Consider the following 18,594-nt stretch of genomic DNA (forward strand, 5'->3'; position numbering starts at 1 on the left):
TCCGCATGTCATACCGCTCGCTCGAAGATCAGGGCGGCGCGCCCGATGAGCGCGACGCCGTGCAAATCTTCTATGATCGATCGCCCTATGCGATCCGGTTCGGGCACGCCCTCGAGACGACGCGTTTCGTGCCCAACGACCAGGCCAATCAGCGTTTTGTCGACGTCGCGGGCCGCAAATGCGACAACTGCATCGGACAGGCCGCTGTGGTGAGCGATCGCTCGGGCGCGCGCAGTTTCTCCTTCAACGAGCTTGGATTGGCGCGCCGCGAGGTACGCTCGATCGTTGCGCCGGTCAGCAAGGTCGCGCCGAGCGCGGGGGGAAGCGAGACCTTCCTGCCCGAGATCGCCTTCTACGAGGTTGAAAACGGCTACACCGCATTCGGCGATTCCGTTCAGGAGAAGTTCACCGAGAGTGCGCCGATGAACCCCGCGACGGCGTGCATCAGTGCGGGCGTCAACACTTGTCTGGCGCGATTCACGATCGGCCGCAAATACGCGCCCGACGGCGCAGTTGCCCAGCTTCTGTTCAACGGCAAAGCGGTGGTCAATGCGGCGCAGGATGCGCTGGGACGCCCGGCCGTGCGCTGGACCTCGAACGGAATCGCGACCGGCTATCGTTACGACCCGCGAGACCTGCGGCTAAATCAGATGTCGACGCTGACCGCGGCGCAGCCCGGTGGTAACGGCAGCTTCATGCCGGTGCAGATAAACGGCTATCAGTACGACGGCGGTGGCAACATCGTAGCCTATTCAAACAATGCCGACCCGATCCAGAAGTACACCAGCGCCTTTGTGTTCGGATATGACGCGGTCAACCGCCTGACCGGGTTTGACGCCAGAGTGAGCAACGACAAGGACAACCATGACAACAAGTTTGCCGGGAGCCTTACCAGCAGCGGCACTTACAAGTACGACACTGGTCATCGATTCAAGTCGCGAAGCCTGAAGATCATTGGCGAGCCAGGCAGACTGCTCGAGCGGCAATGGACCTATCACTACCGCAGCGATCCGACCACCGGTCCGCTGCACGCACCGCGCAAGATCGACTTCAATCTTGACGATTTCACGCGCGTGACATCTTTCGACTATGACGACGTCGGTCGTATGACGCGGATTTGTACCCGCCCCAACACCGACGACAACGATAGTCGAATCTGTTCGGTGGGCGACGCCGGCGGGGATCAGCGAGCCGGATTGCTGTCCAACCGTGCGATGACCTGGGACGCCGAGGGCCGACTGATCCGCGTGCGTGGGGTGAAGGATCCTGCGCTGCCGTCGAATGCGGAGCTGATGCGTGAGGATTATGTCTATGATGCCGGCGGCAACCGCACGCTGGCCATCCATCCGGACCCACAGACCGAGAACGCGCCGCCCGGCAATCGCGAAGCCGTGACCATCTACATGACGCCTTATTATGCGCGGCCGTATGATGGCCGCGGCATGGTGCAGCTGTCGCTCGGCACCTTGCCGGCCGTGAGCCTTGCGGCGCCGGCGGACCCGAGCGAGTACCCGCGCGCCACCTTCCTGTATTCCGACCTGCCGGTCGGCTCGATGACCGCTGCCGTCACGACCTACGGCGAGGCGACCGACGCCAACGCCACCCTGATCGCACGGCGCGAATACAGCCCCTACGGGCTCGAACTCACCGTGGACGGGCTGGCGCAAACCGGACGCGAAGACGCCCCGCCGGTGTCAGTGTTCCATGGTAAGGAGCTTGATCGCCACACGAAATTCTCCTCGTTCGGCGCGCGATACTACAGTCGAGATCTGGGGATTTGGCTGAAGCCTGATCCTGCTATGCCCACTTACCTGAATGGTGTGCCGAACGGAGGTGTGTTCAGTCCGGCGCACCTGTCAGGCTACGCATTCGTGCATCAAAACCCCATCGCAATCCAGGATCCAAACGGCGAGTTTGGCGTTGCAGGCGCACTCGTTGGCGCCGGCGTGGATCTGGCTGTGCAAGGTCTCCTTGTCTATACCGGTCACCAGCAAAGCATTAGTTGGACAAGTGTGGTAGTTTCCGCCGCAGCCGGAGCAACTGGGGTTGGTCTCTCGTCCGTGATTACGAAGAGCGCTGCACGTTATGGTGCTTCCAAGTTGATGGCATTCGGAGCTACGTTTATTGGCGAAACCGCAATCGGAGTAGGCGAACAAGCACTTAAGGGAGAGGAAATCAGTGTCACCAGTGCTGCATTGAACGTAGCAGGAGGACATCTCATCGGTGCCGCCGCTGGAAAGGTTACCGATCTGGCTGGGAAGGCTATCAAGCGCTTTCACGGCACATGTTCATTCGATGCGAATACCTTGGTGGCAACCGAACAAGGACCTCAACCGATAAGCGCGCTGGTATCGGGACAGAAAGTCTTAGCTCGAAGTGAGGATACGGGTGAAGTTGGCTGGAAGCGTGTGCTTGATCACTATCGCAACACATACGACGAGAGGGTGACAATCAGGATTCGCGATGCCGAGACCGGGCTAGAACAAAGCATCGTCTCAAATCGCATCCATCCGTTCTTCGTTCAAGTGCCTCCTTTGCATGACTCCAATCAAGCAGCGGACGGAAAATGGGTGGAGGCGCAGCACCTAGAACCCGGAAATCAGTTGCTTGCTGCTGGTGGGAAACGGGTCGAGGTCACGTCGGTTGCAATCGAGCAAGTGCCGCTTGTTGCCTATAATCTTAGCGTTGAGGAGTTCAGTACTTACTTTGTCGCTGGCAGCGCCTCTTCTCCGCTGATTTGGGTACACAATGATTGTTTCAACCTTAGGAAGCTTCTTGACGCGCTAGGCATAGAGGAGAAGGCTTTTCATGGAACGAAGAAAGAAATTCTCACCGATTTCGGCCCCGAGCTTCGCAAGACGGGCGTAACGAACCCCGACATCGGGGTGAACGAGGCTGGGAACATTATCTTTAGGGATCCTCGAACAAAGAAAGTAATTCTGTCAACGGAAGTCCCTCTCTCATCCTTCGGAGAAAAATAGACATGGATCAATACTCAGCAAAGTTCGTTGGGGTTGACCTCGAAGTGGAAGGCCTGTTGAAGCTATTCACTTCATTCAAGGTCCGCAGCATTCAGCGGAAGGGTAGTGCAGAGTTTGAACTAGAGGGGCAAATAAGAAAGAGAAGGAGCTCCAAGGAAGGATTTGAGTGCTCATTTGTTGAGTTCGACGCGAACGATGACAACCTGCTCGATTTTCTGGTCTCGATCGAGAACCTGACGATTGGAAAAGACCATCTAAATATTGAGCAGACTGAGATTTGGGCTTTGTTGGAGCGCCATCAACAGATCAATGGAGAACTCTCGGCGGAAGTGATCTCCAAACTACATTCTATAAATGCCAGCTACTGTTGGTCGGTGCTTCTATCAGAATGAGCTAATGCTATTGGGGAGCAACTATCTCATGAAAGATGCCGGACGGAGGCCTAGAGATCGGCAGGGGGCAATCGGCGTTGCGTGGCTGATATCTGGAGTACTGATTGCCGCAACTGTGTATCAATCGCCTGCCGTCGCCCAGGCGCCGCCGGCCCGCGCCGACACCGTCATCTTCGATCTCGTCAAGCCCGTCCACGACTTCAAGAACTTCAATTGGTACACGCGTCGCACCAGGGGCGACGACGCCGTCAGCGGCGGCCATCAGGCGATGTGGGAGCCGCTGTTTCTGCTCGATTACGACACCGGCAAGCTGGAGCCCTGGCTCGGCCTCAGCCTGACGCCCAAGGATGCGAACAATCCCGTTGAGTGGACGCTGACCCTGCGCAGGGGCATTGAATGGTCCGACAGCACGATGGCGAACAAGCAGCCGTTCGACGCCGACGATGTCATTTTCACCGTCAACATGGTGCTCGATAATCTCAGCTTGAATGCATCGGAGGCTGCGACCCTGCGGTCGCAGGTGGAGAGCGTGGCAAAGCCGACTCCGGCCGATCCCAACAATCTGAAAGTAGTCTTCAAGCTGCACAAGGCCAACCCGCGCTTTGCGATCGATAATTTCGGTGCCGGTCTGTTCGGCTCGTTTTTGATCATGCCCCAGCATATCTGGAAGGACGCCATCGGCGTCGACGCCGTTGGCAAGAAGAAGGATCCGGCCGACTTCAAGTTCTCTAATCCGATTGGGACTGGTCCTTACAAGCTAAAGGACGCGTCCAAGAACAAGATGACATGGGTTCGCGATCCGAATTGGTGGGGGATCAAGAAGCCCCCCGGCTTCGGCAGCGATGCGTTCAAGAAGAAGCTGCCGGACCCCCAACAGCTCGAATGGCAGGTATTCGACAGTGAGACCAAGAGCAAGGCCGGGCTGATCGCCAACAATATTGATGCTGCTCGTGAATTCACGCCGGCCGATTTCGCCGATGCCAAGACCCAGAACCCGAAAGTAATCGGCTGGGACCCGGCAAGCCCGCTCGCTTGGAACGATCCCTGCGGGCGCCAGCTTGACATCAACACCAAATATGTTGTCGACGGCAAGCCAACGCCGTGGAGTGATCCGAAATTTCGCAAGGCGCTGTCGCTGCTGATCGACCGCAGCACGCTCGCAAACAAGGTCTATGGCGATGCGGTAGTGCCGTCGCGGACCATGTTCCCCGAATACGGCGCCATGAAGCCGTTCATTGACGCTGTGGTGGCGGCGAATTTTGGACTGCCGCCGAAAGCCGATATTACCGCGGGACAAAAGGTGCTGACCGACGCCGGCTACGCCAAGGACACTGCCGACGGGCTCTTCAAGAAGGATTCGAAAGCCATCGCGGCGACAATTCTAGTCAATGCCGATATCGCGAAAGACGTCGAGGCGGGCGACGAGTTGGTAAAGCAGCTCAAGAATGCCGGCGTTGATGCCAAGGCAGTGTCAATGAGAAATGACGACTATGCGGGCAAAGCCATTCCCGAGGGTGGCTATGAGATCGTATATGGCTGGTTGTCCTGCGGTTCGGTCGCTGAACCCTATGCGTCAATGGCCCGATATGCGACGCCCGCGGCGCCGTTGGGCAAACGCAGCCCGGGATTCGACAACACCGGCCGCTGGGATGGGCCGAAATACGACGCCTACGCCGCTGTTATCTTCAACGAGATCGGCAAGCGGCCTGTCGGCCATGGCACCGTGCCTGACTTGGTGAAGCAGGCCTACAAGATCCTCGACGAGGAGATGCCGTTCATTCCGCTGGTGCAATCGCCGAGAATCATGCCCTTCAACACCACGTTCTGGACCGGCTGGCCGGTCAAAGGGGGGCAAGGCGTTCCGCTGCACCATTGGGCCGCGACCCATCGCTTGATCCATGGGTTGAAGAAAGTCCCATGATGCAGCCGGTTATCTGGCCTCGACTACCGTGCGCTCGGAGCGGATCTATGACGCCGCGACACCCCTTGTGTCGAATGGGGCGCTGCGCCGGTGAACGATCATCGAGCGTGGAAGCTAAGGCGGGTAGTCACTGATAAGTAATTCGTGCAAATCCGCGCTCGGCATTGAAGGAGGTTGATACTGACCGACTAGAGATCTCCTCCGGCCTGTCAACGTGTCAACCATGTCAACCATGTCAACCCAGCTTTCGGACAATCTGGCTAGAGACTTCTTGGGGCGCGCTTGTGCCGTATGGGGGAGGGCCCAGGAGGGACCCGCGCTTGGCTGGCGGCCGTGCGTCCGAGGTGCCGGGTCGCTAGACCAATCCCGACCGCGCCCGCGTTCATCGAGAGATGTTGAGTTGTGGCTACTTTGTTGGGTTGGTTTCGATACTGCATCTGGTTTTTCTTAAGCTATTTCATTGCTTTAGTCTGTCGTGTGTAGAGATGTAGGGAGAAACCTATACGCACACATGAGAGAGGTTCATTGGCCTCGCCTGCTCTCCCTAAGAGTCAGAGAGAGGCGGCGCCCGCCGAAACCGTGCATCGCTCATCCTGTGCCCGACTTAGTCCATTGAAACGTCTTCAATATTCGCTCGATGCAAGGATGTAATTGGCTCTGCATCGAGCTATGATGATCGAGCATCCTTCACACCGGCGCGATGTCGTCGTCGGAGTGCGGGGACTCTTCGGAACGCCGGCGCGGTGCCTCGGGCACATTCTTGAGCGCAACATGCAGGTAGCGAACGCCAGCCGCGACGCGATTCTTGATGAATCCTTTCTGCGACATGGCTGTTGCGAAGCTCTTCTCCTTCCACGGTCGCACGGCGTTTGCGACTGCCCATGATGCAAACGCGTCATACATTGCACGTGCGGTCACGACGGCTGCCGGCGAGCCGTTGGGCTTTGACGGCACGCTTTCGACACACGCTCCGACAAACGTCCCAACTGGGTCCATTTCGTCACGGTATTGTGCCGTAGCGTCGGCAACCTCGGCCGGCGTTCGCAAGCCGCCGTTGAGATAGTCGAGTGCGCCAGCGATCAGCCAATTGAGGATACCCGAGCGTTCGGGCCAAATTTCATCCATCACCTCGTCCATTGGCCGTCGTTCGTGATCCGTAATTGTCACTGGCCACGGCACAAATTTAACTCGTCTCCAAATTCCATGATCAACTCCGCCGATCTCGGGCTTATGGTTGCCTGACAACACCATCTTGAACGTCGGCCTCATCTCAAAGAATTCTTTGTTGAGCGACCGCACGAGCATCGGCTCGCCACCTGTGAGCGACTTAATCAACGCCTCCTTGAACTGCACGCCACGCTCGGGTTCGGACGCTCGCACGAGGCGTGCACCCGGCAAGCGCGCAAGATCGGGCGATGGCCCCGATCCCGACCTTTGCTGATCGCCCGACAGCGACTCAAAGTTGATGGTTGCGCAGTACGGTCCCATAATTCGTGAGACGATCTCGACAAATGTCGATTTCCAATTCGCGCCGGTACCGTAGCTGAAAACGAAACACTGCTCGCCCACCATTCCGGTCAAAGCGTAGCCATGGAAGCGCTGAACGAAGTCACGCACCGGCTTGATCGGCAGGAACCGCTTGACGGCCTCCTCGAAATGCGGCGCGTGCGCCTCCTTGATGTACTCGACGGGTGCCACCTTCGTGATGTTGTCCTTCCGATTGTGCGGCGTCAGAACCGCGCGCCATCGCTTGAGCATTTTGCCAGAGTGATCTGACGCATCAGGATCGGGCACTTCATCGTACACAAAACGGATGGTACCGTTCTTGACGTTGAAGGCGAGTGCGTCGGCGTCGAGCCCGTCGACGGTCACGGTGCGATAGGGCAATGCTTGGTCGAGCATTCCGCGAATCTTGCCAGCATTGCCGCTCGACACGGAGTATTTTCGTCTCGTTGTCTGGCGGCTTTCCAACGCCGTCTGTGCCTCGGCGCCGGCCGCGACGATGCGTGAAAGCATTTGCCATTGTTGATCCTTGCGCGCGTCAATCTGCCCTTTCGCCTTTTCGATCCAAAGCATCGTGCCGCGGGCCTGCCCCGCTGCGTCGATCGCGGCTTGTTCCTTCGGCGTTGCTGCCATCACATCAGCCTCGAGCGCGATGCGCGAGGCTGTGCAATGCGCGAGGCGCGTCGCCATTTCATTGCCGCCTTCGCGTTCCCAATGGGTTCCTGCCCACACGTGCCACCCAAGATTACGAACCTGCAAGAGATCCGCGCCAAAATGGTGCAACAACCGTTGACCGTTGCCTGTGTCGTTCTGTGGCTCCTGCGAGCAGGCCATCAGCACCTCCCGCGAGATTTCGTCGACACTAACGGGCCGCTCGTTCTCGGCTGGATCGAGATCACCCTCATTCTGCCCGTGGCAGGGGGCGCCCCCCTCGGTGGGGTGCGGGGCCCTCGCGACAGCGCGGGTCGAATTGGTGGTGTCGGGCGAGTCGTCGGCCTCAATGATCGCCAGGATGCGTTCGTAGGACGGCGCTCCATCGATCCAGTCCGCAACGGCACTGGCCCCGCTCTCCAACAGCATGTCGTTGAAGTCTTGTCCGGTTTTGTTGGCGCAAGCAGTCTCTGCGGGAGCCTCGGGGAGGCGACCGCGTGTAGTCTCAGTCATCTTGAATCCCTTCTCGCGGCAGCCGTCGGGCGCCGCTGCGGTGAGACAGTCGCGTCAGAAACAATAACGATTCCGTAGAACCGTTTTCTGTCCCACCATCACCTAAGTGTTTGATTTATCTAGGAACTCAAAGTCCCCTAGGGAGCGCCAGCAAACTCAGGCACTTAGCTAGCCATCAGCCGCGTTCGTTGAATAACGGTTGAATAAGTCGCTGGTGAACAGCGGCGAACGCTTGGGGAATTTGCTGCCGACATTGACAGAATAGCCTCCGCGCGATGCCTTGCTGTGGCTGGCGTATTCGCGAAAAATTTCCTCGTCGCCCTTGGTGTCCGCAAATATTCAAACCGCCTCTGACGTGCGCTGTCGTACGCGAACGCCCTCGGATGCTCGCATTGACGTTGCTCGTCGCACAATCAACCCTTCTGTCGAGCTTTGTGCGAATAGGAGGGCCACGTGAGATACAATCGACGAGAGAAAACTGGCGGGCAACAGTCACAAATCAGTCTATCCGCTCCGAAAGCCGCAGAACCGAGTACGATGCCGTTCGCCCAGCGGCTCACCTGCACCATTGACGATGCATGCGAAGTGACCGGCTTGGGACGCACGAAGCTTTACGAGTTGATAGGAGCTGGGCGTATTGTCACGACAACAATCGGACGTCGGCGACTAGTAGTGGTGCGCTCACTTCTGGCGCTCCTCGACACCAACATGTCGAACTAATGGAAGTGCGACTTAAGGGAGCAACCCTTAGGCACTCATTTTGATGACACGACCGTGCTCCCTTAGCCGGTCGAACTCGTCCGCCCACCACCGCCTCATCTTCACGGCGCTCCTGCCGGAATTCGGCGGCCGCCTGCTTGCTTCGCCTGGACCGGAACGCCTTGAACTGGCTTCGGGCCATGAATGGCCCGAGAGAATAAAAGGGCGCTATTTGATTCAGGTGTTCGTCGATGAAGTAACCGATCTGTCAGCTGTTCAGCTTGCCTGCACCACCGAGCTAGCTTATCCAAAACTCCGGTCCTGGTTTGCTTGCGGTGATTTTCGGCAGCGCCTCACGCTGAACGGCATTCAGGACCGATCGGAGTTGGACTGGCTCGGCCGGACGACCGGCATTCGCCTTGACTCCCAAGACATCAACATCGGCTACCGGCAGAGCCGGCAACTTCGCGAGTTGTCGGGCGAACTCGGAACGCTCCTCGATGGCATTACAGCCTCAACGGCCCCGCCACGCGACGAGGAAGAGGCGGGCGTGTCGCCTTCCGTCCCAAAAGCTGCGGCGACGTTTTTCCGGACGGCGTGCCCTTTGAAATGGTGTACCTGCCCCTCGCGCTGCTCCAGGTCGACGGGGTTTGACGGCAGGTTCCAGTGTGTGATGGCGTGGCAATAATGGTGAAAATCAAGCCCCTCCTGCCCCACCGAGGTCGAGACGAGGACGAATGGCCAGAAAGGTGAGTTGAATGCCGCTCGCACGCGTTCTTTGCGCGTTCCGGCAGTAGCAAGCAGGCCGCCGGGTTCAACCTCTTCATCGTAACGTTCGTCACCAAAGCGCATGGCAAAGCGAATGTGCATCGATTCGCTTTTGATCTTTACCTCGCGCGAGTAAGGCGGTGCCGAGATTTCGTCGACGCGCAGCGACGCGGTGCGAAGCGTAAGTGCCCAGATGAGTTCGGCGGCAACCTTCTCGGCCATCGCGCTAACCGGCGCGTCGGCGCAACCAAGCGATTCGCGAAGGATGTGCGTGTATTCGTCGAGTACGGCCTGAAGTCCGCCATTGTGGGCGTATTCCAAGACACGCAGCCAGTATGGTTCGCCTCGAAATTCTGCCCGTATCGTCTCGGTCACTTCGGCGTGGTTGAAGAGCGAGAGAAAAGCTCGTCCCGACCGCGCGGCGGTGTCGCAAAGGGATAGGCTTTGCGCGGCGTCTTTCTCGCCTGTCCGAACAAAAGCACGAGGAGCTGCCGTCGCCGCAGAGGCCGCAAGCGAAAGCACGTCAAAAAGGTCGTCAGGTGGCGAGCCGAGACGCTGCTTACCGTCCCGGATGGTATTGAGCGTCTCTCGCGCCTCGTCCACATGGCGCGACCAACCGGCATCCTCCTCGCCAGCCTCGGCTCCGGCCCAGATTTGCGCAAGCTCGGTTCGCTCCCACCACGCTCGCGCAGCATTGGGAAATTCCGCGAAGTCCAGCAATATCGGCGCCAGCCAATACCATCGCTCGTCGGCGTTGCCGCCGCTCTCGTAAGCGATTCCCAGCCTTTCGACCATTTCGTGGAGGCGCGCCGTAAGCTCCAACCGTGCCTCGGAAGCGGTAAGAGAACGGCCGCGCGCCAGATCTCTAGGGTCACAGTGGCGCGCGAACGTCAGGCATGGATACACGAGCAATAAGAGTGGCATCCCGGTGAGGCGGTCGGCGGCTGTTCCGAAGCGTAAGAGTCCCCGTTGTTTCTTCCAATCCTCCTGTGTCAATCGGGCCCGTGGATGCGGCGCGCGCATCATCTTTCGTTCGGCTTCGTAAGAGAGAAGCGACGCAACGGCCCGCGGTACCATGTGCCAAGCAGAAAAAACGAGGCGCTTGGTGAGGTTCGCCAACTCGGGCGCAGCGAAAGGCCCCGCCGGGGCATAGTAGTTAAGTGATGGCGGTATCCACAGGAGCCGCCACATTCCGCGATCGACGGTCTCCGCAAGCAACCCGCGCAAGCGCGGATTTGCGGGCTCCAGCGGCTGATACGTGCGGGCTTTCTCTACTAAACCTGACGCCGCCACTCGCCGCCGAGTTGAAGCTTGAGGTGGTGCAAGTCGAAGGAGAGGGGCCACCTCTGCTTCAGTCGTGGCTAAGGCTCGCATTGGAAAGCAGCAGGCGGACGCGAAGACCCCTCGGTTCGTTGTCGAGCAGCAGCAGCGTTCCGCCATGCGCGGTCACGATCGCCTGCGTGATCGAGAGGCCGAGGCCAAATCCCGCCGTTTCATCCATGGTGCGGGCTGCCTCCCCTCGCACGAAGGGCTCCAGCATCGCCGCCTTCCTCTCATCGGGTATTCCAGGGCCGTCGTCGACGACGTCGATGATGATCTGGTCTCCGTAGATCAAGAGCTCGACGTGAACTTCGGCTCCGAAGCGCGTGGCGTTTTCGACCAGGTTTGTGACCGCGCGAATGATCTCGTCTGGCCGGACGATGAATGTGGCTCTGTCCGGACCAAGATAGTGCACCGCGTGGCCGCTATCGGAAAACTGGTCGCAAACCATCTGGAGCAGCGCGGCAACGTCGACCAGTGTCGGTCTGGCAGCGCTCTCACTGCGCAGCAGCGAGAGCACCGACTCGAGCATCGACTGCATCTGATCGAGGTCGCGTACGGTCTGGGTACGCTGTGCTGGATCCTCGATGTATTCCGAGCGTAGCCGCAGGCGCGTAATCGGGGTGCGCAGATCGTGGCTGATGGCGGCCAGCATTCGACTTCTGTCGTTCATCAGTGCGGTAACGCGTTCGCGCATCCGGTTGAGCGCTCTCGCCGCGGATCTGATTTCCTCCGGGCCGTTTTCAGGCAACGGCGCGGACGAGCGATTCAGGCTGAAGTCCTCCGCCGCGCGCGCGAAGGCCGACAGGGGCGAGCTGAGTGCGCGGCCGGCCCAAACGCCGAGCAGCGTCACGCTCGCCACCAGGAACAGGAGTGTGCTCGTCCAGAGGCCGCTCACGAAGGCAGGCATCTTGAATGTCCCGATCGTTGCCTCGAGCACGTCGCCATTTGCCAAATAGAACCAGAGGCGATTGTCTTCCGGTGTGGAACCACGAATGAGATCGACCGGGCCTTCAATAGCCGATGGGGTGGTCAGGCGCGTCCGCTCTGGCAATGGAGCCGCGGAGGCGGAAGCATCCTTTTTCAACTGCAGCTTCAGCGCCGGAAGGGTTCGGCTGACGTTCTTAAGAACGAGATCTCGCTCTCCCTGCGGCGTATTGGCGACGATCCTCGCAATCAGCTCGAATTGCTCCACGGGGCGGTCCATCAGGGCGCTCGGGCGGTTGAGCAGAAAATATCCGGCGATCAGGACGTGGATCAGGATCAGCGACACCAGCACAAGGGCCGCGATTTGCCCGCTGATCCGCCTGAAGCTGAACAGCGCGACGATATCGGCGCCGCGGCTCATGCTTCCTCCACCACCGGCGTGAAGATGTAGCCGCCGGTGCGGACGGTCTTGATCACCGACGTGTCCTGGGTGCGGTCGAGCTTGCGGCGCAACCGGCTGACCAGCACGTCGATGCTGCGGCCGAAGCTGCCGCCGGGCCGGCCACGCGTCATGCTCAGGAGATTGTCACGGGTGAGAATGCGGCCGGCCCGTTCGCAGAAAGCTTGCAGCAGATCGAACTCGGCGCTGGTCAGCGGCACCTGCGCGCCCTCGGGGTCGCGCAGCTCCCGCAAACGAAGATCGATGATCCAGCCCATGAATTTCAGTCGCGTCGCCGCGCCGCCGGCGGCATGGCCGCTCGCCCGGCGGCGCAGCACGGCGTTGATCCTGGCGAGAAGCTCGCGCGGGTTGAACGGCTTCGGCAGATAATCGTCCGCCCCCATCTCGAGACCGAGGATCCGGTCGAGATCCTCGCCCTTCGCGGTCAGCATGATGATCGGCGTCATGGATTCCATGCGCACGCGGCGGCAGAGGCTCAGCCCGTCCTCGCCCGGCAGCATCAGGTCGAGCACGATCAGGTCCACCCGGTTCTGCGACAGATGCCGGTCCATCTCCCTGCCGTTCGTGACCAGGTGAACCGCGAACGAATGCTCGCGCAGATAGCGCGCGATGAGGTCGCGGGTCTGCCGGTCATCCTCGACGATCAGGATGTTCTGCGTGTCGTTGGTCATGTTTGAGATCGCATCGGGGGTGCCGATCATTGATGGAGTTGCGGACGATTGTCTCGCCCCAAGAACTACGGTCATGTCTGCAATCCTACGGTCAGTCACGGCTCAATGCCACCACGGGATCCAGGAAGGCGGCGCGGCGGGCGGGGAAGAAGCCAAAGGCGACCCCGATCCCGGTCGAGGTCAGGAATGCCGCACCGATCGAGAACAGCGAATAGCTGACCTGGAATCCGGGCATCGCAATATTGACCCCAGTTCCGAGCAGGATCGCGACGAGGATGCCGGCGATGCCGCCGATGGACGAGATCAAGGTCGCCTCCACCAGGAACTGCTGGAGGATGTCGCTGCGTCTGGCGCCGACCGCCATGCGCACGCCGATCTCGCTGATTCTCTCGGAGACGGACACCAGCATGATGTTCATCACGCCGATGCCGCCGACGACCAGCGAGATCACCGCGATCGCGGCCACGAGGAACGCCAGCGTCTGCGTCGTGCTGGTGATGGTGCGGCGAATGTCGTCGGTGTTGAGGATGACGAAATCCCTGGTATTGTGCCGCTGCGTCAGGAGCGTGGTGACCGCGTCCTGCGCCAGCGCGGTCGAGATCTCGTCGCTGATCCGGAGCAGGATGCTGCGAAGCGAGCGGTCGCCCGTGAACTGCGCCTGCACGGTGGTGTAGGGAAGATAGACCGATAGGTTCTGGTTCGAGCCGAAGCCGCCCTGCTGCTGGGCGATGACGCCGACGATGCGGCAGGGCACCTTGCCGAGCCAGATGACACGGCCGATCCCCGAGTTCTGGTCGTCGGCGAAGAAGGTCTTTCGGGTGTTGTCGTCGATGACGGCTTGCCGCTCGATGTTGCGCACCGCGTCGGAATCGAACAGGCGGCCTTTCGCCAGCTTGGCGCCCTTGACCTGGAAATAGGCCTCGCCGACGCCGTTGACCAGCACGTTCGATTCGTTGCCGCGGTAGCGCACCGTCGTGCTGGTCGAGACCGTCGGTGTGACTCCGGCAATGAAGCTCTGCTGGCCGAGCGCGCGGGCATCGCCGAGGACGAGCGTCTTGATCTTGCCGGCGCGCGCGTCGCCAAAATCCTTGCCCGGAAACACCTCGATCGTGTTGGTGCCGAGACTCGAGATGTCCGACAGCACCTTGCGCTGTGAGGCGTTGCCGAGCGCAACCACGGAGGATACCGCGGCGATGCCGATGATGATTCCGAGCATGGTCAGGAAGGCGCGCAGCCGGTGCGCGGCCATCGCCACCAGCGCCATCCGCGAGGCTTCCCGCAGGCGCCGCAACGCGCCGGGCCAGCCGGCGCCGCTGTCCCTTGAGGCCCGAGACGCCGCAACAGCCGGTCCCGATGCGCCTGCGGTCTCGGCGCGGCGATCTGAAACGATCCTGCCGTCGCGCAGTTCGATGGTGCGCTCGGCCCGCGCGGCGACATCGGCATCGTGGGTAACGATGATGATCGTCCGTCCTTCGCCGTGCAGCTCCTTCAGGATCTTCAGGACCTCCTCGCCGCTGCGTCTGTCGAGCGCGCCGGTCGGCTCGTCCGCCAGGATGACTTCGGCGCCGTTGATCAGCGCCCGTGCGATAGAGACGCGCTGCTGCTGGCCGCCCGACAGCTGGTTCGGGCGGTGGCCTCGCCGGTCGTCCACACCAAGCCTTGCGAGCAGCTGCCCTGCGCGCGTGCGGCGCTCCCGGGCCTTCATTCCGGCATAGATCGCCGGGATCTCGACGTTCTCGGCGGCGGAGAGGTCGCCGAGCAGATGATAGCGCTGGAAGATGAAGCCGAAATGCTCGCGCCGCAGCGCCGCCAGCTCGTCTGCGTCGAGTTCGGAGACGTTCTTGCCGGCGACACGATATGTGCCGGAGGTCGGGCGGTCGAGGCAGCCAAGGATGTTGAGCAGCGTCGATTTGCCCGATCCGGACGAGCCGATGATCGCCACCATCTCGCCGGGCTGGATGCTCAGCGACAAATCGTCGAGCGCAACCACGCGGGTGTCACCGGCCGCAAATTCCCGCCTGACGTTCTCGAGGGCGATGATCGGATCGGCCATCTCAGGGACCTCCCGGCGGGCCGCCGGGCATGCCGCTCGATGCGGTCTGCTCGCCGGCTTTTCCGGTGATGACCCGGTCGCCCTCATCGAGGCCGGACCTGATCTCGACCGTAGTGCGGTCATTGAGTCCGGTCTTGACCTCGCGCTCGCGCACGTCACCCGACGCATCGAGGGTGCGGACGGTGCTGCGGCCGTCGGATTTCCGCATCAGCGCGAGCGCGGGGATGACCTTCACGCGCTTGGCCTCACCGGTGATGATATGCACCTCGGCGGTCATGTAGGTCCGCAACGAAAGATCCTTGTTGGGGACGTTGAAAACGCCGATGTAGTAGATGGCGGTGCTGGTGGAGCTCGATGAACTCGAACTCGTGCTCGAGCTCGACGTGGTGGTCGAGGAGAAGCTGGCGTCGCTCTTGATCGATTCGGGGGCCGGCTCGATCTGCTCCAGCCTGGCCTCGTAGCGATGGTCCTGGTCGCCGAGGATGGTGAAATACAGCGCCTGGCCCGGCTTGACCTTGACGATGTCGGCCTCGGAGATCTCCGCCCGCACCGTCATGGTCTCGAGCTGGCCGAGCACGACGATGGTCGGAGCGGACTGCACCGCATTGACTGTCTGTCCCTCCTGCACCACGGTGGCGAGCACCGTGCCGTCGATGGGTGCGGTGATCCTGGTGTAGTCCAGGTTCACCCGCGCCGTCTCGACGCTGGCTTCGGCTCCCACGATCAGGGCTTCGAGCGCGGCGATCTGGGCGCGGGTCTGCCGCACCGTCGAATCCGCGCTGTCGAAATCGCTGCGCGAGGTGGCACGCTGCGCCAGTGTCGCCTGCTGTCGCGCGAGGTTGGCTTCCGCCAGCACCAACGCGGCCTCCTTCTCGAGTTTCTGCGCGCGGTAGTTCTTGAGCGAAGCTTCCGAATTGCGCAGATCGTTCTGCTTGGTGACAGGGTCGATCTGGGCGATGACGTCGCCGGCCTTGACCGTGTCGCCGACGCGGACATTGAGGGCGGTGATCCGGCCCGACACCTGCGCGCCGACGGCAGTCAGGCGCGCCGGCTTGAGCGTGCCGCTGGCGAGCACCTCCTCGCGCAGATCGCTGACAGTGACGGGCGCGGTGATGTAGGACTGCCCCTTGCTCGACGTCCCCGGAAAGCGCATGGCGGCGACCACCCCGGTTGCCACGACGGCAACCACCGCGGCGGCAATCTTCACGCGCTTGGCGGTGATGATATCAGTCACTTCACCGTCTCCCGGACGTGCGGTCCTGTATTGGTGTCCACGATGATCGGCGTCGATATGTCGACCGGATCGGACCAGCCGCCACCGAGCGCCTTCGCCAGGGAAATGTAGTCCTTGGCCGCGGACACCTTGCTCTGGATCAGCGAATCCTCAGCCGAATAGAGCGAGCGTTCGGCGTCCAGCACGTCGATGAAGCTCGCGCTACCGGTCTCGAACAGCGACCGCGACAGCCGGGCGGCCTCGCGATAGTTCTTCGCTGCCTCGGCCAGCTTGACCGCGCGAATGCGCTCCTGCGACAGCGATACCAGCGCATTCTCGACATCTTCGAACGCGGTGAGCAGGGTCGAATGGAACGTCGCGAACGCCTGGTCGCGTTGTGCTTCGGAAATCCTGACTGTCGCCAGGCGCTTGCCCATATCAAACACCGGCACCGTAACTGAGGGACCCACCGACCAGCTCACGCTGGAATATTTTGCGAGATCGCCGGCCCGCAGGGCAGAGGTGCCGACCGAACCGGTGAGCGACACCGCAGGATAGCGGTCCGCTTCAGCCGCGCCGATCTTGGCGGTTGCCTGCGCCAGCTTGCGCTCGGCGCTGGCGACGTCGGGGCGACTCTTGAGGAGATCGGCGGGCAACCCCGTGGGCAACGGCATCCGCGGCGCCGGCACGGGCGCGGACCGTGCCATCAGCGCGGCGACCCCGTCGGGCGGCCGTCCGAGCAGGATGCCGAGCCGGTGAATGTCCGCTGCCAGCGCGGTCCGATAGGTCGGAACGTTTGCCTCCGTGCTCGCCGCTTGTGCGGTCGCCTTGGCGAGGTCGACGGCGTTGCCGCTGCCCGCTTCGTACTTGCTGCGGGTGAGCTTCTCGGTATCGCGCATTGAGACCGATGTGCGTTGCGCCAGCGCGATCCGCGCCTGGTAGCCGCGTGCCTCCACGTAATAGGCGGCAACGTCGCCGATCAGCGTGACGAGACTGTCGCGCAGATCCTCCTCGGCGGATTCTTGCCCCCGGACCGCCGCCTCGACGTTCCGCTGCGTGCCGCCGAACAGGTCGAGCTCCCAGCTCGAATCGAAGCTCGCTTGGTGCAGCGTGTAGGGCGCTGTGTCGACGATGGCCGAGGCGGAGCCCGCGCTGCTCTTGTTGTCGGTCACCGAGGCCGAGCCGCTGACGGAGGGAAACAGGCCTGCGCCGGTCTGCTGAACCGTTGCGCGCGCCTCGCGCACGACCGCCTTGGCTTTGGCAACACTGGGGTTGGCTTCGACGGCCTGTTCGATCAGCCGGTTGAGCAAGGGATCGCGCAGGCGCATCCACCAGCGATCCAGCGTGCCGGATTGACGCCGGGAAGTTGGTTGTGCGCTCCAGTGTGACGGCATGACCAGCCCGGGCGGCCCGGCATAATCCGGCCCGACGGCGCAGCCAGCCAGTGCGGCAGCCAACATCAGCGCGACGCAAACCGATCCGGCGCGCGACAGGGCGGCGCGCAACGGGGACGGCGTCGGGTGATGGTTCTCCTCTGCGGATGGCGTGAGAACTGCGACGAACAAGTGTGACGGCATCAAATCGGCTGAGATCCATGGGCCTTGCCGCGGGACGTGCGGTGCTCATGGCCTTCGGAAGGGTACGACGAACAGGGCCCACTAGCCGGGCGATCGTGGCCTTTCGGCAGCCGGAATATTGCTGGATGTAAACAGATGTTGCGGGGCATCTCGGGCCCGCCGCACGGTGCCTGCCAAGCCAGACATCGACCCTGTTTTGCCGCTGCGTCAAGCCCTCCTTGCGAAAATATTCCACTTTACCGAAATTCGGATTTGTCGTATGTTTCGTCCATCCCGGCTCATCCTTGAGGGGCGATCGTGAGGTCGTCATTGTCGCGAGCTGGGCTTGCGGTGGACGCGGCAGCGTCGTGCACGAGAGGTGAAGGGCAGGGCGGATTGCTCTCCGTGAGCCCGAACCGCGTGCGGACGAGCGGCGCTGCTAGGCTTCGTCTCGCCTGTAAGTTTCTGGCTCCGTCGACAGGGCTGGGAAAACTGCGGCGAAATGGCGGGCCGCGCGTACGGCAAAACCGTGTGGTCCTGGCCGTCGTTGCTACGGTCAAGCTCTTGCGGAGGCGGCAGTCGCGTCAACCGGCGCGGTGCCGGTGAATTCCGCGGGAGCGAGGGAGGCCAGAACGAAATCGGCTCCCGGGAGAGCACGGCATAAGCCGTCCGACCATCGCGCAGGGAAGGCCGTGTGTTGGGCTTCACCTGTATGCTGCTGTGCGGTTCTTCCTGCGTGTGCTTCTCGCGCAGCGGACCGCGGGTGCGAGCTGGCACCCGGCCTTCCCCATAGGCGTTAAGTTTATTCTTGAGTGTTGGAATCACACGTGATTCCAAGGGGCATGGCAGACGAATCGCTTCTGAACGAGGACTGGACGAGAGTGGTTGCGCAGCTGGGTGGAGCTGAGCAGCTTGAGACGAGTGCGCGCCAGACGACGGCTTTCGTGCGGCGGCGCCAAATTCCAG

Annotated in this window: 11 protein-coding genes; 4 read left to right on the forward strand and 7 right to left on the reverse strand. The window is 61.4% G+C overall.

Annotated elements, in window-relative coordinates; genetic code table 11:
- The first annotated feature begins 5 nt into the window (after positions 1-5).
- The 3 genes from JQ566_RS19495 to JQ566_RS19505 are packed head-to-tail and all read left to right on the forward strand — an operon-like array spanning position 6 to position 5,294.
- On the forward strand, positions 6-2,981 hold the full coding sequence (locus tag JQ566_RS19495) for a polymorphic toxin-type HINT domain-containing protein (protein ID WP_212374577.1): 2,976 nt from the start codon (positions 6-8) through the stop codon (positions 2,979-2,981).
- A gap of 2 nt (positions 2,982-2,983) precedes the next feature.
- On the forward strand, positions 2,984-3,373 hold the full coding sequence (locus JQ566_RS19500; protein ID WP_212374579.1) for a hypothetical protein: 390 nt from the start codon (positions 2,984-2,986) through the stop codon (positions 3,371-3,373).
- Between the two features lie 28 nt (positions 3,374-3,401).
- Complete coding sequence (locus tag JQ566_RS19505; RefSeq protein WP_212374581.1) at positions 3,402-5,294, forward strand: ABC transporter substrate-binding protein; 1,893 nt, start codon at positions 3,402-3,404, stop codon at positions 5,292-5,294.
- A gap of 687 nt (positions 5,295-5,981) precedes the next feature.
- Here JQ566_RS19505 and JQ566_RS19510 read toward each other — a convergent pair.
- Entirely contained in the window at positions 5,982-7,961 is a 1,980-nt protein-coding gene (locus JQ566_RS19510; RefSeq protein WP_212374583.1) for a DNA primase family protein, read from the reverse strand.
- Positions 7,962-8,498: 537 nt separating this feature from the next.
- On the opposite strand from JQ566_RS19510, the gene JQ566_RS35040 reads away from it, so the two are divergent.
- A complete protein-coding gene (locus JQ566_RS35040; RefSeq protein ID WP_044590027.1) occupies positions 8,499-8,681 on the forward strand; it encodes a helix-turn-helix domain-containing protein in 183 nt (60 codons plus the stop codon).
- A gap of 423 nt (positions 8,682-9,104) precedes the next feature.
- On the opposite strand, the gene JQ566_RS19520 is transcribed toward JQ566_RS35040, so the two are convergent.
- From JQ566_RS19520 to JQ566_RS19545, 6 genes are all read right to left on the reverse strand, one after another.
- Positions 9,105-10,619, reverse strand: coding sequence for a hypothetical protein (locus JQ566_RS19520; protein WP_212374587.1), 1,515 nt, complete (start codon positions 10,617-10,619; stop codon positions 9,105-9,107).
- A gap of 160 nt (positions 10,620-10,779) precedes the next feature.
- On the reverse strand, positions 10,780-12,096 hold the full coding sequence (locus JQ566_RS19525) for an ATP-binding protein (RefSeq protein ID WP_212374589.1): 1,317 nt from the start codon (positions 12,094-12,096) through the stop codon (positions 10,780-10,782).
- Entirely contained in the window at positions 12,093-12,806 is a 714-nt protein-coding gene (locus JQ566_RS19530; RefSeq protein ID WP_212374592.1) for a response regulator, read from the reverse strand. The genes JQ566_RS19525 and JQ566_RS19530 overlap by 4 nt, the downstream gene beginning before the upstream one ends.
- Before the next feature lie 91 nt (positions 12,807-12,897).
- Positions 12,898-14,859 carry a MacB family efflux pump subunit gene (locus JQ566_RS19535; protein ID WP_212374594.1) on the reverse strand — a complete coding sequence of 654 codons (1,962 nt, stop codon included), beginning with the start codon at positions 14,857-14,859 and terminating at the stop codon, positions 12,898-12,900.
- A 1-nt stretch (position 14,860) separates the two neighbouring features.
- A complete protein-coding gene (locus JQ566_RS19540) occupies positions 14,861-16,093 on the reverse strand; it encodes an efflux RND transporter periplasmic adaptor subunit (RefSeq protein ID WP_212374595.1) in 1,233 nt (410 codons plus the stop codon).
- Complete coding sequence (locus JQ566_RS19545) at positions 16,090-17,649, reverse strand: efflux transporter outer membrane subunit (protein WP_212374597.1); 1,560 nt, start codon at positions 17,647-17,649, stop codon at positions 16,090-16,092. Before JQ566_RS19545 ends, JQ566_RS19540 begins: the two co-directional genes overlap by 4 nt.
- Positions 17,650-18,594: the final 945 nt, after the last annotated feature.

Origin of the sequence: Bradyrhizobium sp. SZCCT0231, from assembly GCF_018130245.1 — a bacterium.
Taxonomy (GTDB): domain Bacteria; phylum Pseudomonadota; class Alphaproteobacteria; order Rhizobiales; family Xanthobacteraceae; genus Bradyrhizobium; species Bradyrhizobium japonicum_F.